Source organism: Microbulbifer maximicatervae (SeqCode) (assembly GCF_052467385.1).
Map to the genome: position 1 here is coordinate 1822950 of NZ_CP174311.1, position 14214 is coordinate 1837163.

At 51.5% G+C, this 14214-nt stretch carries 11 protein-coding genes; 8 read left to right on the forward strand and 3 right to left on the reverse strand.

Features of this window, described 5'->3' with window-relative positions:
• The first annotated feature begins 132 nt into the window (after positions 1-132).
• The 3 genes from topA to ACJJIR_RS07915 all read left to right on the forward strand — a co-directional run bounded on the left by topA (position 133) and on the right by ACJJIR_RS07915 (position 3927).
• The gene (gene topA, locus ACJJIR_RS07905) at positions 133-2820 is read left to right on the forward strand and encodes a type I DNA topoisomerase (protein WP_282932318.1); all 2688 of its coding nucleotides are present in this window, start codon (positions 133-135) and stop codon (positions 2818-2820) included.
• Positions 2821-2823: 3 nt separating this feature from the next.
• On the forward strand, positions 2824-3315 hold the full coding sequence (locus ACJJIR_RS07910; RefSeq protein WP_444907929.1) for a DUF6586 family protein: 492 nt from the start codon (positions 2824-2826) through the stop codon (positions 3313-3315).
• Positions 3316-3669: 354 nt separating this feature from the next.
• Positions 3670-3927, forward strand: a complete 258-nt coding sequence (locus tag ACJJIR_RS07915) for a hypothetical protein (RefSeq protein ID WP_282932320.1) — start codon at positions 3670-3672, stop codon at positions 3925-3927.
• A 63-nt stretch (positions 3928-3990) separates the two neighbouring features.
• Here ACJJIR_RS07915 and lexA read toward each other — a convergent pair whose 3' ends face one another.
• Complete coding sequence (lexA, locus tag ACJJIR_RS07920; RefSeq protein ID WP_444893501.1) at positions 3991-4596, reverse strand: transcriptional repressor LexA; 606 nt, start codon at positions 4594-4596, stop codon at positions 3991-3993.
• Positions 4597-4756: 160 nt separating this feature from the next.
• Here lexA and ACJJIR_RS07925 point away from each other — a divergent pair, with 160 nt between their 5' ends.
• From ACJJIR_RS07925 to ACJJIR_RS07945, 5 genes are all read left to right on the forward strand, one after another.
• Entirely contained in the window at positions 4757-5395 is a 639-nt protein-coding gene (locus ACJJIR_RS07925) for an LOG family protein (RefSeq protein ID WP_282932322.1), read from the forward strand.
• Between the two features lie 284 nt (positions 5396-5679).
• Entirely contained in the window at positions 5680-6309 is a 630-nt protein-coding gene (locus ACJJIR_RS07930) for a TetR/AcrR family transcriptional regulator (RefSeq protein ID WP_282932323.1), read from the forward strand.
• A gap of 33 nt (positions 6310-6342) precedes the next feature.
• Entirely contained in the window at positions 6343-7359 is a 1017-nt protein-coding gene (nagZ, locus tag ACJJIR_RS07935) for a beta-N-acetylhexosaminidase (RefSeq protein ID WP_444907930.1), read from the forward strand.
• An 81-nt stretch (positions 7360-7440) separates the two neighbouring features.
• Positions 7441-8547, forward strand: a complete 1107-nt coding sequence (locus tag ACJJIR_RS07940; protein ID WP_413662432.1) for a mechanosensitive ion channel family protein — start codon at positions 7441-7443, stop codon at positions 8545-8547.
• A 299-nt stretch (positions 8548-8846) separates the two neighbouring features.
• Positions 8847-9062 (forward strand): cold-shock protein, encoded by a 216-nt coding sequence (locus tag ACJJIR_RS07945; RefSeq protein WP_020413094.1) that lies wholly within the window; start codon positions 8847-8849, stop codon positions 9060-9062.
• Positions 9063-9574: 512 nt separating this feature from the next.
• Here the strand turns inward: ACJJIR_RS07945 and ACJJIR_RS07950 are convergent.
• On the reverse strand, positions 9575-10570 hold the full coding sequence (locus ACJJIR_RS07950) for a CsiV family protein (RefSeq protein ID WP_444907931.1): 996 nt from the start codon (positions 10568-10570) through the stop codon (positions 9575-9577).
• Between the two features lie 123 nt (positions 10571-10693).
• Positions 10694-14173 (reverse strand): transcription-repair coupling factor, encoded by a 3480-nt coding sequence (gene mfd, locus ACJJIR_RS07955; RefSeq protein ID WP_444907932.1) that lies wholly within the window; start codon positions 14171-14173, stop codon positions 10694-10696.
• Between the last annotated feature and the right edge of the window lie 41 nt (positions 14174-14214).

Genomic DNA, 14214 nt, shown 5'->3' on the forward strand with positions numbered 1-14214 from the left:
TGTGAGTGGAAAATTGTCAGCTTTGCTTGACCGCGCTTGAAGTGAGGCTTATATATTCGCGCAGCACAAGCCCGATAAGAGGGCTTGAAAGACTTGCAATAGCAGTAAATTTTCATTTGAAATCAAAGGCTTATGGGTAAATCACTGGTCATCGTCGAATCACCGGCCAAAGCGAAAACCATCAATAAATATCTCGGCAAGGACTTTGTTGTGAAGTCCAGTGTCGGCCATATTCGCGATTTGCCCACAGGTGGGGGCAATAAACAACCGGTTGACGCAAAGGAGCGCGCCCGTCGTGCAGCGGAAACACGCAAGCTTTCCCCCGAGGCGAAAGAGGCTTACAAGCGGAAGAAAAACCGCGATCAGCTGATTAAGCGTATGGGGATCGACCCGGATCACGAGTGGCAAGCCCACTACGAGATACTGCCGGGTAAAGAGAAAGTGGTGAGTGAGTTACAAAAACTCGCCGAAGGCGCCGATCATATCTATCTCGCAACGGACTTGGATCGCGAGGGAGAGGCAATTGCCTGGCATTTGCGTGAAGCAATTGGTGGCGATAACGATCGCTACCGCCGGGTAGTATTTAATGAAATTACCAAGTCTGCGATTCAGGAGGCCTTCAAAGATCCCGGCCGTCTGAATATTAATCGGGTAAACGCCCAGCAAGCACGCCGTTTCCTCGATCGAATCGTTGGCTATATGGTATCCCCTCTACTGTGGGAAAAAGTGGCCAGAGGCTTGTCTGCGGGGCGTGTGCAATCTGTTGCGGTCCGTCTCGTAGTTGAGCGGGAGCGGGAGATTCGCGCGTTTATCCCGGAAGAGTACTGGACTCTGTTTGCCGATACGGCGACGGCAAAGGCTTCCAAGCTGCGCCTCGAGGTGAAAAAGCAGGCTGGTGAGGCTTTCCGTCCTACCAACGAAGAGCTGGCAATGAGTGCTGCCAAGCAGCTTCAGTCCAGTGAGTTTGTTGTTTCCGCCCGTGACGATAAGCCAACCAGCTCCAAGCCCAGCGCACCATTTATTACTTCCACCTTGCAGCAGGCGGCCAGTAACCGTCTCGGCTTCAGTGTGAAGAAGACCATGACCCTGGCCCAGCGCTTGTATGAAGCCGGTCATATCACCTACATGCGTACAGATTCCACTAATCTCAGTAAAGAGGCTGTGGAATCTGCACGGGATTATATTGCCGAGAATTACGGCGATAAGTATCTTCCAGAAAGCCCCAATAGCTACAGCAGTAAAGAGGGCGCTCAAGAGGCGCACGAAGCGATTCGCCCGTCCGATGTTCGTATCGCCCCAAATATGTTGTCCGGTGTCGAGCGGGATGCGGAGAGGTTATACAACCTGATTTGGCAGCAGTTCGTGGCCTGCCAGATGACTCCCGCCCAATTTACCTCCTCTTCAATCGTGGTCAGCGCTGGTGACTTTGAGTTGCGTGCGCGGGGTCGAGTTATTCGTTTCGATGGTTTCCTGAAAGTTGCGCCACCGAGCGGCAAAAAAGATGAAGATTTGGTGCTTCCAGATGTGAAGGTCGGCGAAAAGCTATCCCTGCAACAGCTGGATCCCAAGCAGCACTTTACCAAGCCGCCTGCGCGGTTTAGTGAAGCGGCCCTGGTTAAGGAGCTGGAGAAGCGCGGTATCGGCCGCCCCTCCACCTATGCTTCCATTATTTCCACGATCCAGGATCGCGGTTATGTCCGCTTGGAAAACCGTCGTTTTTACGCTGAGAAAATGGGGGATATTGTTACTGACCGTCTCAGCGAAAGTTTCAAGAACCTGATGGACTACGGATTTACCGCAAACCTGGAGGAATCCCTGGATGCGGTTGCCGACGGTGATAAGGGTTGGAAGCAACTGCTCGATGAGTTTTATCAGGACTTTTCCGGGCGCCTGGAAAAAGCCCAGTCTGCCGATGCAGGTATGCGTCGCAATACGCCGACAGACACCGATATTGAGTGCACCAAATGTGGCCGCCATATGCAGATCCGCACTGGCTCCACCGGTGTATTCCTTGGGTGCTCTGGATACGCACTGCCGCCAAAAGAGCGTTGTACCAATACCATGAACCTGGTTTCTGGTGATGAGGCGGTCGATGCGGATAAGGACGAGGAAGCTGAATCCAGGTTGCTGCGGGAGAAGCGCCGCTGCGGCAAGTGCGGCACGGCTATGGATAGCTACCTGTTAGATGAGCAGCGTAAATTGCATATCTGTGGCAATAACCCGGATTGCAATGGCTACGAGATTGAGCAGGGCACTTTTAAAATTAAAGGCTATGACGGCCCCATTATTGAGTGCGATAAGTGTGGCAGTGATATGCAGTTGAAGTCTGGTCGCTTTGGCAAGTACTTCGGCTGTACCAATGAAGACTGTAAAAACACCCGCAAGCTGCTGAAAAATGGGCAGCCGGCGCCGCCGAAAATGGACCCGGTTCCCATGCCGGAATTGGCCTGTATCAAAGTTGAGGATCACTATATCCTGCGCGATGGTGCCTCGGGTCTATTCCTGGCTGCCAGCCAGTTCCCGAAAAACCGTGAGACCCGTGCGCCCCTGGTTAAAGAGCTGCTGCCTCACCAGAGTGAGATCGATCCAAAATACAGCTTCCTATTCTCTGCTCCGACGCAAGATGACAGTGGGCGGGATACCGTAGTTCGATTCAGCCGCAAAACCCAGGAGCAATATGTTCAATCTGAGGAAGAGGGCAAGGCGACCGGTTGGCGTGCTTTTTATCGCGATGGTGGTTGGAAAGTAGAGGCCTCCACCAAGAGCACTGCTGCCAAGCGCAAGAAACCCGCAGCTAAAAAGACAGCGGCAAAGAAGTAGGTAATGAGTAACTCTTACACGATTCATGTCACTTCGGCTCTGCGCAAGAGCCAGCTGTTGCTGCAACAGCCGTGGGACTTGCCTCTCCAGCGCGATGCGCTGGAAGAGGCAGCGTTGATGCAATTGTGCAAGGCCTATCGGGCTTTTCTTGCAGAGCAGGCCGCCCAGCTTCAGCTGGGATTTGAACCGGAGTCTCCGCAGTTGATCATTGATGCGCTGGGCGTTCAGGGTAGGGCTAGTGCGGAGGCCAATGAGCTGTCCGGCCTGGTCGGCGATCCGCAGAGTTGGTTATCCCATATGCTTTACGCCTGGGAAGAGCAGCAGAAAATATCTGTGGGTGCTGATGAAAAACAGCAACAGGTTAATTTAATCCCGCTACACAACGAAGTTGCCAAGCCCGAGTTTGCACATTTGTCCAAAGAGTTATTGCTTCAGTGGCATCGTTCTCTGAGTGAGTTGGTGGTGAGGCAGCGCGCTCACTTGGATGAGTGTTAACTAATACGCTTACTCGACCTCGGTGAACTTCTGAATAGATTCGTAATATTCCTGCGAATTTTGAAGGTTGTTGATATTAGGCGCACCTCTGCGGGAAAGTCCGCTGTCCTTTGAGTGAGTCACAATAGAGTAGTTGTGGCCCACTCGACATAACCCGCAACCGGTGCAACGTGCAAAGCAATTCACTTTTCTCTTGTGATCTCTTGAGTGGTTTAGGTAATTCTTTGATATAGCGTACTGGTAATAGACTGCCTCGAAAGTCAGGAGCCAGAAGCCCTCAAATTGGATGAATGAAACTTATCGCAAGCCTGTGGTACACTGGGCGCAAACTGTTGTGCCGTGAAGGAAAAGCGAATGTCCTCCGAAACTTTTGAAATAATCGAGCTGGCTAATGGCGATGTAGCTTTGCGTCGTGCTGGCCATAAAGAGGACCCTTTGGTAAGCATTTCTTTTTCTGCAGAAAGCCTTCAGTTTCTGCGCAAGAACAAGGTTGCTGTGGCAAGGGCTATGTTGGAAGCGGGCATTGAAGCCGTACAAAATCTAGACGATCTTGAGGCTGGTTACTTCGAGGAAGAAGACGATTTAATGCCGGTAAATCATACTATTCACTAACATCAGCGTTAGTTCGAGTCTTATCAACAGCGGCCAATGGCCGCTGTTGTCGTTTTTAGGGGCTTAAGGCGTTTGGCGAATAACCCCTACGGCTAATCCCTCAATCACAAAGTTCTTATCTCTCATATCGACTTGAATTAACTCAAAGTCATCATTTTCAGGTAGCAACTGAACGGTTGCCTGATTTCCCTTGCGGCGAAAGCGCTTCACAGTGACTTCATCATCGATACGGGCAACCACGATTTGGCCATTGCGCACCTGCTCGGTCTTTTGCACTGCCAGCAAGTCTCCATCGAGAATGCCCGCATCTCGCATACTCATACCATGCACCCTCAACAAATAATCTGCGGGAGGATGGAAGAAGCTCGCGGGCAAGTCGCAATAATCTTCAATATGTTCGCTGGCGAGTATGGGATTCCCTGCAGCTACTCTACCCACAATCGGCAAGCCGGATTGGTGATCCGGAATTCGAATGCCTCGGGAAGCGCCGGCAACCATCTCAATGGCGCCTTTTCTGGCGAGCGCTTTCAGGTGTTCCTCGGCGGCATTGGGTGAGCGGAAGCCGAGCTCCTGGGCAATTTCTGCCCGCGTTGGCGGGTAGCCTGTTTCATCCAGGTAGGACTTGATCAGGTCGAGAACCTGGGACTGACGAGCGGTGAGATTGGTCATAGATTTACCTAGTTTTCTGTATTTATATACAGTTGCTGGAATTATATACAGATTTATTGTTCGCGCAATCCTCAGGTTTTAGTCTTTGTGAGCTGCTACATTGATGGAGAAAGCAAGGAGAGAAGAAAGCGTTGAAGGAACTGACAAAGAGGGAAAAATAATGTTGGATGCAAAAATGCCGGAAGCCTGGAGAGTGCTTCGTATTCAGTCTGAATTGGTAGATGGGATAGAGCGGCTGATAGCGTTAGGTGGTGCAGTGACAGTGTTTGGAGGGGCGAGATTTACAGAGGACAGTCCTGAATATCAGCAGGGGGTAAAGTTGGGAGAGTTGCTCGCGGCTGAAGGGATCCCCGTGATTACCGGTGGTGGGCCGGGGCTGATGGAGGCTTGTAACCGAGGGGCTTTCGGGCAGCCCGGCGCATCAATTGGGTTAAACATAGAGCTGCCTTTTGAACAGGCGGCAAATCCATATCAGGACATCAGTTTGAACTTCCGATACTTTTTTGTACGGAAATTTATGTTTGTAAAACACGCACTTGGATTCGTTGGACTTCCCGGTGGCTACGGCACGTTGGATGAGTTGTTTGAAGCTCTTACCTTGGTGCAAACGCAGAAAGTGCGGCGTTTCCCAATTGTGTTGGTAGGTAAGCGTTACTGGAGTGGGCTGTACGATTGGTTGGTAGATACAGTGTTAGAGCGCGATTGTATCGATGCCAGTGATCTAGACCTTTTTCATATCGTTGATAGTGTGGAGGAGGCTGCGGCCCTGATTATGAAATATATGCAGGTGAAAGAATAATTAATCGGGTGATCTTAAAATACCGAAAAAATTTTCAAAGTTATTTTTGTTAAAGCTACCCCCCGGACTAAAAGGCTATGCCGGCTGGTGGGGTGGCGTACTTGCACAAGTTGGCGGGAGATCAACTCCTGCAGTATTGATCTTACCGCCTGACATACATTTCCCTGTTATTTTTACTCTTGTACCTTGCTGAGTGGAGAGCTTAGCTGGCGGGCTCTAGATCAGTGAGAATATGCTACTCTGGCGTCGATTAAACGTATGTTTTAAATGGTGGTTTGATACTTATGAGCCAGATAGATACGGTCAGCCGGATACTCGATGCAGCGGAAGTGCTGTTTGCTGAACGGGGTTTTCCTGAAACCTCATTGAGAACAATTACGAGCACGGCCGGGGTTAATCTGGCGGCAGTTAACTACCATTTCGGCTCCAAGAAAGAATTGATACAGGCGGTATTTGAACGCTTTCTAACGCCTTTCACTAACGCTCTGGAAGAAGAGCTTGATCGCCGTATTGCCCTGGGGCAGCCCCTGGGGGTGGAGGAGCTGATCGAATGCCTGTATCGAGTTGGGTTGGGAAGCCTCGGGTTGGAGGGAAAGGATCCACAGCGATTTATGCGTCTTTTAGGATTGGCCTATACCCAGTTCCAGGGGCATTTGCGTCGATTTATCGTATCTCGATACGGGGATACTTACCGTCGTTTTGCAGGATTGCTGGCTGAAGCGTTACCGGGCTTGGACCCAGAAACTTTCTATTGGCGCCTCTACTTTATGCTGGGAGCGACCATTTTCACACTGTCGAGCCACGATGCGATTGAGGCTATCCTGCGGGAGGATTTCGGTTCTGACAGTACCCTGACCCAGACTCTTGAGCGATTGGTACCCGCTGCTTCGGCCATGTTGAAGGTAGATAATTAGTGGGCGCACTCTTAAATCGATAAGGAACTTAATATGTCTTTACCACCCGGACCGGTCATGGTGGATATCGAGGGGCTTGAACTCACCGAGGAAGACTGTGAGTTACTTCGGCATCCGATGGTGGGCGGGCTGATCTTTTTTGCGAGAAACTATCGGGATCGCCAGCAGCTTATCCAATTGGTTAACTCCATCCGTGCGGTGCGACCAGAGATCCTGCTAGCGGTAGATCAGGAGGGTGGTAGGGTTCAGCGGTTTCGCGATGACTTTACGCGAATACCCTCAATGCAGGCCCTCAGTGCTGTCGCCAGTAACGAGCAGTTGCAGGATGTGGGGTGGCTGCTGGCCGCAGAGTTGCTGGCTGTAGGAGTGGATTTTAGCTTTGCGCCGGTTTTGGATGCGGATGACAGTCACAGCAGGGTGATCGGCGATCGGAGTTTTTGCCCCGACCCCGCCCAGTTAACCGCACTGGCTCGCCCCTTTATCCAAGGGATGCGCGAAGCGGGAATGGCCACGACAGGCAAGCATTTTCCGGGGCATGGCCACGTGCTGGAAGACAGTCATGTGGAGTTGCCAGAGGATAAGCGCTCGTTGGATCAGGTCTTGGCAACCGATGCACTTCCGTTTATCGATTGTATTGGAACCCAGGAACTTACCGCGGTGATGCCGGCCCATATCCGCTTCATCAACATTGATAGCCAGCCGGTGGGCTTTTCTCGCTATTGGTTACAGGATGTTTTGCGGGGGCAGCTGGGATTTACCGGAGTAATTTTTAGTGATGATCTGTCTATGGAGGGAGCGGGTGCAGCCGGAGGCTATGGCGATAGGATTCGGGCAGCCCTGGAAGCCGGTTGTGATATGGGGATCGTATGCAACAATCGCATAGGTGCTTTTGAGGCCCTGGCGGCACTGGATACCTATGTGCCCAAGCCCGAGTCCACTCATCGGTTGTCAGCCATGAGTGGGAGGTCGGTGATCGGCTCTTGGGAAGAGCTTGAGAAGAGTGCGCGTTGGCACAGAACCAGGGAATGGTTAGCTTCCATAATGCGCTGAGATAAGTTGTTGAAATCCGTCGTCTATTGAGAAGGCGCTATACGGATATTACTGATTGTTGGTTAAAGCGGAGGGGTTCGAGTGGAGTCCGTTGAGAGCGTGCTGTTGTCCTGGCTTGGTGAGAACCGGGTCTGGATAGTTTCTGTTTTCCTCATAGTACTTGCGTCTGGGGTACTGGCCTGGTTATTTGGCCGCTTTGTGCAGCGCATGGCCATTAAAGCGGAAAAGACGGTTAATCCCTGGGATGATGCTTTGGTTGGGGCGCTCTCCCCTCCCGGGCAGGTACTGGTATGGCTGTTGGGCTTGACTGTCGCTGCCCAGCGAGCGGGGGACGCCACTGGTGCCGAGATATTCTCCCTGGCTGCACCGACGCGGGAAATAGGCTTGATCCTGGTGATGGCCTGGTTTGCCTGGCGATTCTCACACAGCGTGGAACACAATCTGTGCGATCCGCGCTATATGGGCAAGCCGATGGATGCCACTACGGTACGTGCGATCGGCAAACTGGTCAGGGCCTCAATCGTGATCACGGCGGGAATTGTGGTCATGCAGTTCCTGGGTTACAGCGTCAGCGGTGTTTTGGCATTTGGTGGTATTGGTGGACTGGCTGTCGGTTTTGCGGCCAAGGACCTGCTGGCAAACTTTTTCGGTGGCCTGATGATCTATCTGGATCGGCCCTTTGCGGTGGGCGATTGGATTCGCTCCCCCGATAAGGAGATTGAGGGGACCGTGGAAGATATCGGTTGGCGCCTGACTAGAATCCGCACTTTTGATATGCGACCCGTCTATGTTCCCAATGGCATCTTCACCCAGATTGCGGTAGAAAATCCTTCCCGTATGTTAAATCGTAGGATTTTTGAAACGATTGGTATTCGTTATGAAGATGCCCATCATATGGCGGCAATCGTGGCGGATGTTAAAAATATGTTACAGGAACATCCGGAAATTGATTCTAATCGTACGCTTATTGTTAATTTTAATAGTTTTGCTTCCTCTTCTTTGGATTTCTTTATATATACGTTTACCCGCACTACCGATTGGGTTCGTTATCATGAAGTAAAACAGGATGTTCTATTAACGATTCTTAAAATAATTGAGGGATATGGGGCATCCTGTGCATTCCCAACCTCAACATTACATATTGCCGATATACCTTCATTAACGCGAGAGGCCGCGTTAGACAGTTGAGGAATGGGAGTGCAATAAGGTACAAATGATTAGTTTCTAATTGAGCACTATTGAAGATTTTGACGGTTAATTACGCATATTGGGAAAAACGTAGTATTTATTTCACATAGAAAACTAGACACTGGCGCTGTTTTATCTAAGAATCAGGGTACGTCCTTTGAGTATATGCTCATCGGATTAAGCAAGATAGCATTCTGCATGGAGCAGTTTGTTAACAATGGGGTGGCGTTTGCCCCTCTTGCCGAATTGAGCAGTGAGGTAAAAGAGGTAGGCGCAATAACAATAATGAGGTTTTCTCAATGAGTGATCGCGTTACAGGTACAGTGAAGTGGTTTAATAACGCACGGGGTTATGGCTTCATCACCTGTGGAGAAGGAACTGAAGATATTTTCGTTCACTATCGCAGCATTCGCGGCGAGGGCTACAAAACCCTTAATGAGGGGCAGGCGGTAGAGTTCGAAATGCAACAAGGTGACAAAGGACTGCTGGCGGAAGATGTTGTTCCCTGTGAGTGATTTATAGATCACTCGTTGAAAGAACTGTTGTCGTGTAGGGTCCTGCGGCTCAATTGACGCCGGCCCTGTCAGCGCCTCTGAAAAGCGGATCTTTATGATCCGCTTTTTTGTTTGCTACTTTGCAGTGGATATAGGCTTTTCTTCTTTAAGTTGCATTTGTGTCCCTCTTTGTAGATTTGGTCATATCCCGCCCCGCCTAAAGCCCCCAATGTAATTGTGTGTATATGAGTGAGTCTATTGTGCTCAATACCGCTGTGCTAATTATTACTTTAATGCTCCCGGAATATTGGTCTACTGATAGTAATTTTTTGTTGTTGTGGGGTGGCGGTATTTGCTTGTTTGTTGGCTGTATTTTGATTAAAGATAAATTGATTAAATATCGGCTGGGGGGTGTGCTTGCAGTGATGGTGAAATTAATTCGTTTGAGGTGAAGAGTTTTAAAGGTATATTTAAAATAAAAGCCCCGACAAGATTTGCTGGGGCTTTTGGCGAAAGTCGATTATTTAAATAAATTAACTTTCCGTGCGGTTATCTTTTTCTTGGTCGGGATTAAGCATATCCATATTTTGCGAATCTTCTTTGGGTTTGGCTACAGTGCGCACTTCAATAAGAATTCCAAATGCAGGGTGGTCGATATAATGAAGTTGTCCGCTACGTAAACGTCTCTCGTGTTGCAGTCTTGCAGCATGGGCTACATATAATGGCTCTTCTTTTATAAATTCCGGCTCGCCCAGTGTGAGTGGCTCAGTTGTGTTAATTGCGCCCTGACTATTTTCGATATCAAACCCGTTATTTTGTGAATATGAATTTTCAATATCACTGTAATTACCGGTTAGGATTTGTAGTGGCTTTTCGATTTTATTTTGTGGGCGCTGAGGAAGAAGAATACTGTGTTCCCCGGGTTGCGTATAAAAATCGCTGAGCCACAAATTAGTACTGATATGTAAATAGCGAGCGACACTCAGGGTGATAGATCCCTCAAGCTGGCTGTGGCCGCTGAGCTGGCTACCGCCATCAATCAGAATGGCCGGGGAGTTTCTCTTGGTTTTTAAAACCTGGCGCCAGGCCTTGTGAAACAGGACCCTGTCACCAGCCCTGGAAATTGCGGCGGCTTTGTTGTCCAGCAGCCTGGGTACTGGTCTTAGCAGCAAGTTTCTTGGTGCTTGCTCAGAGTTCTGCAAGCTAGTAGATGCGTCGCCCTCAAGTTCCGATGATTCAATATCGGCTGGGCCGCTCGTTTCTGGGCTCGAGATGATGTCTTCAAGCGATAACGCCTCATCCTCTGTTGGCTGAACTGGGGTGCGCAGGGTGTCAAAGTCGATCCACTTTGATGGATACTGAAGACGGGGTGCCGTCGGCCAGGTCTCTGCGGTTCTTTCCATCCCCTGGGGGCGCTCGAATACGATCATTTCTATTTCGAAAGTATTGCCAGCGTAGTTGACGGCCTGGGCACTGGTTGCTGCCAGCGTGAGCGCCAGGGTTGAGCAGAGGCTAATTATCCTTTTCATGGGTTTACCACTTAAACAATTCTATTTGGGTGCCGAGGGTGTCATTGCTGACAGGCCGTTTAAGCGGGAGTAGGAGACTAATTAGTTTTGCCGCCAGCTCCCGCTGCTGCCTGCCGGATGGTATCACTGTGCAAGCTTTTCCAGAACTTCGTTAATTTCCTGGAGCTTGCGATCAGTACCCTCCTCATCGAGACTGAAATTCAGTTGGTTTGCGCCGGCCAGCTGGTAGCGTCCCGGCTGGGTTTGCACCATCTTAACCAAAGTGAGCGGATCTACACGGGTATTCTCCGCAAATTCGATACGCCCTCTTGCCGCAGAGGCCTCAAGTTTGCGGATGCCCATATTCTCGGCCTTTAACTTGATCTCCGTGGTGCGGAACAAGTGTTTTACCGATTCCGGCAGTAGCCCGAAACGGTCGATCATCTCTACCTGAAGTTCTTTCAGTTGCTGCCCGTCAGTGGCATTGGCAATGCGTTTGTACATGATCAGTCGGCCGTGGACATCGGGCAGGTAGTCCTCGGGAATCAGCGCAGCAACCCGCAGATTGACGTCCACCGCAGGGGATTCGAGGGGTTCGTCAATATTCGGTGTGCGGCCCTCGCGAATGGCCTTCACTGCCTTGTCGAGCATCTCCATATACAAGTTGAAACCGACACTCTGAATCTGCCCGCTTTGTTCCTCACCTAGCAGTTCGCCTGCACCGCGAATTTCCAGGTCGTGGGTAGCCAGGGTAAAGCCTGCACCTAAATCCTGGGCCTCGCTAATCGCTTCCAGGCGCTTCACGGCGTCATTGGTCATGGAGCGTTTGTTGGGAGTCAGTAGGTAGGCGTAGGCCTGGTGGTGCGAGCGTCCCACGCGACCGCGCAACTGGTGAAGCTGGGCCAGGCCGAACTTGTCTGCGCGCTCGATCAGTATCGTGTTGGCTGTGGGGACGTCGATACCGGTTTCGATAATGGTGGTACAGACCAGGACATTAAAGCGCTTGTGATAGAAGTCACTCATTACCTGTTCCAGCTCCCGTTCGCGCATCTGGCCGTGGCCTATGCCGATACGGGCCTCGGGAATCATCTCCTGTAGCTCCCGCGCGATTCGCTCAATGCTTTTGACTTCGTTGTGTAGGAAATACACCTGACCGCCGCGCAATATCTCCCGCAGGATAGCCTCTTTTACCAGGGCATCATCGCGCTCGCGCACGAAGGTTTTCACGGAGAGACGCCGTGCTGGTGGGGTGGCGATCACCGATAGATCGCGAATACCGGCCATGGCCATATTCAGGGTGCGGGGAATAGGGGTGGCGGTAAGGTTGAGGATATCCACCTCGGAGCGCAGGCTCTTCAGACGCTCCTTCTGCCGGACGCCAAAGCGGTGCTCTTCGTCGATAATCAGCAGGCCGAGATTTTTAAAGTCCAGATCGCTTTGCAACAGCTTGTGGGTGCCAACCAGGATGTCCACCTTGCCACTGGCAACCTTCTCTTTCACGCTGTCCACTTCCTTGCCGGACCGGAAGCGGGAGATCACCTCGATATTGATCGGCCAATCGGCAAAGCGATCCTGGAAGGATTGATAGTGTTGCTGGGCCAACAGGGTGGTGGGAACCAGCATGGCCACTTGCATACCTGCGTGGGCCGAGACAAATGCAGCTCGCATGGCCACTTCTGTCTTGCCGAATCCCACGTCGCCGCAAACCAGTCGGTCCATCGGCTTATCTGAGAGCATATCCCCCAGAACTGCCTCGATAGCCTGTTGTTGATCCGGTGTTTCCTCGAAGGGGAAACCTGCGGAAAACTCCCGGTAGGCCAATTGAGGGTTATCGAAGGCATGGCCAATACGGGCTTCGCGGCGGGCGTAGATATCCAGCAGCTCTGCAGCTGCATCGCGGACTTTCTCGGCGGCTTTGCGTTTGGCTTTTTGCCACTGTTCACTGCCCATTCTGTGCAGCGGGGCCAGGGCTTCATCGGCACCGGAGTAGCGGCTGATCAAGTGCAGGCTGGCTACCGGTACGTAGAGTTTGGCATCGTCGGCATATTCAAGGGTCAGGAATTCTGCCGGTTGCCCGTCGATCTCCAGATGCTGTAGGCCGCGATAACGACCTACGCCGTGATCAATGTGAACGACGGGAGTGCCCATGCGCAGTTCAGCCAGGTTTTTAACCGCGTTGTCCGCTTCATCTTTGGCTTTTTTACGGCGGCGTTGCTGCAGTACCCGCTCACCAAATAACTGCGGTTCCGCGATCAAGTTGATTTGCGGGTCCTTAAGCAGCAGCCCTTGATCGATGGGGGCTACGGTAATCCCGATAGTGTCCTTTGCGGCGAGGAAGTCCTGCCAGCTTTGGAAGCTGGGAGGGCTTAGCCGTATGCCCTTTAATAGCTCCAGCAGCGCTTCGCGGCGCCCGCTACTTTCAGCACAAAATAGCACCCGACCGGAGTATTCCATCAGGTAGCTTTCCAGTGCAGCCAGGGGTTGTTCGGACTTGCCATCTACTGGCAGTGAGGGGGGTACTGAAGTGTCAAAATTACAGTTGCCCTGGGCTTCCGGAAGACTCTCCGCAGAGAAGGTTGCCCGGGGCATGGACTTCAGGGCACCGTTAAGCTCATCAATTTCCAGTAAAATCTGGCGCGGTGGCAATATGGGGCGGGTCAGGTCGCCGCGACGACTTTCATAGCGATTGCTGACTTCGCGCCAGAAATTGTCCAGCGGCTGTTGGATATCTCCCTGTAAAAATGCCTGGCTGCCCTCGGGCAGATAGTCGAACAGGCTTGAGCAGTTCCCATCGAAGAACAGGGGCAGGTAATACTCAATGCCCGCCGGGGCAATTCCTGCACTGATATCCTGGTAAATTGGCACTTGGCTGGGATCGCTATCGAATTCACCGTGCCAATTTTGCAGAAACCCTGACAGGGCAGCCTTGTGCAAAGGGAATTCCCGCGCAGGTAAAAGGTGAATGGTTTTCACCTTGTCGATGGTGCGTTGGGTTTCCGGGTCAAAGGTGCGCAGGGATTCAATTTCATCGTCGAAAAGATCGATGCGGTAGGGCAGGGGGCTGCCCATTGGAAAAATATCCATCAGTGAGCCGCGCACAGCGAATTCGCCGTGTTCGTAGACGGTGTCTACGCAGTGGTAGCCGGCCTGCTCCAGCAGTCTCCGCTGGATATCGATATCAAACTGCTGCCCCTCCTCCAATATCAGCGCATTGCCAGCAATATAATTGCAGGGTGGTAGCCGGTGCATCAGGGTGCTGACTGGGATTATGACGATCCCGGCCCCCATTTTCGGCAGCTGGTAAAGGGTGGCGAGGCGATCCGAGATGATGTCCTGGTGGGGAGAGAAGGTGTCGTAGGGGAGAATTTCCCAGTCGGGAAAATGGAAAATTTCCAGCTCCCCGTTTTCCCCCTTATCTCGCCGCGCTTTGTTAAAAAATTTCAATTGCACCTCTAAACGGTGCGCTTCGAGACTGTCCTTTGTGATTAACAGGGTGGGCGCTTTGTTATTGCGTGCCGCGTTGAGGATGGCGAGCGCGGCAGCTGCGCCATGCAGTTGTCCCCAAAATTGTCGGTCACTGGAGGAGCGAAACTTCGGTGGGGTCAGGGGCTGTATTTCTGTCATCTTTCCTTATATATCCGCGCATTCATTCGAGATGTCTTCGA

Excerpts from the sequence above, each read along its gene's own strand:
- topA (WP_282932318.1), top strand. The coding sequence starts at position 133 with ATGGGTAAATCACTGGTCATCGTCGAATCACCGGCCAAAGCGAAAACC.
- ACJJIR_RS07910 (WP_444907929.1), top strand. The coding sequence starts at position 2,824 with ATGAGTAACTCTTACACGATTCATGTCACTTCGGCTCTGCGCAAGAGC.
- ACJJIR_RS07915 (WP_282932320.1), top strand. The coding sequence starts at position 3,670 with ATGTCCTCCGAAACTTTTGAAATAATCGAGCTGGCTAATGGCGATGTA.
- lexA (WP_444893501.1), bottom strand. The coding sequence starts at position 4,596 with ATGACCAATCTCACCGCTCGTCAGTCCCAGGTTCTCGACCTGATCAAG.
- ACJJIR_RS07925 (WP_282932322.1), top strand. The coding sequence starts at position 4,757 with ATGTTGGATGCAAAAATGCCGGAAGCCTGGAGAGTGCTTCGTATTCAG.
- ACJJIR_RS07930 (WP_282932323.1), top strand. The coding sequence starts at position 5,680 with ATGAGCCAGATAGATACGGTCAGCCGGATACTCGATGCAGCGGAAGTG.
- nagZ (WP_444907930.1), top strand. The coding sequence starts at position 6,343 with ATGTCTTTACCACCCGGACCGGTCATGGTGGATATCGAGGGGCTTGAA.
- ACJJIR_RS07945 (WP_020413094.1), top strand. The coding sequence starts at position 8,847 with ATGAGTGATCGCGTTACAGGTACAGTGAAGTGGTTTAATAACGCACGG.
- ACJJIR_RS07950 (WP_444907931.1), bottom strand. The coding sequence starts at position 10,570 with ATGAAAAGGATAATTAGCCTCTGCTCAACCCTGGCGCTCACGCTGGCA.
- mfd (WP_444907932.1), bottom strand. The coding sequence starts at position 14,173 with ATGACAGAAATACAGCCCCTGACCCCACCGAAGTTTCGCTCCTCCAGT.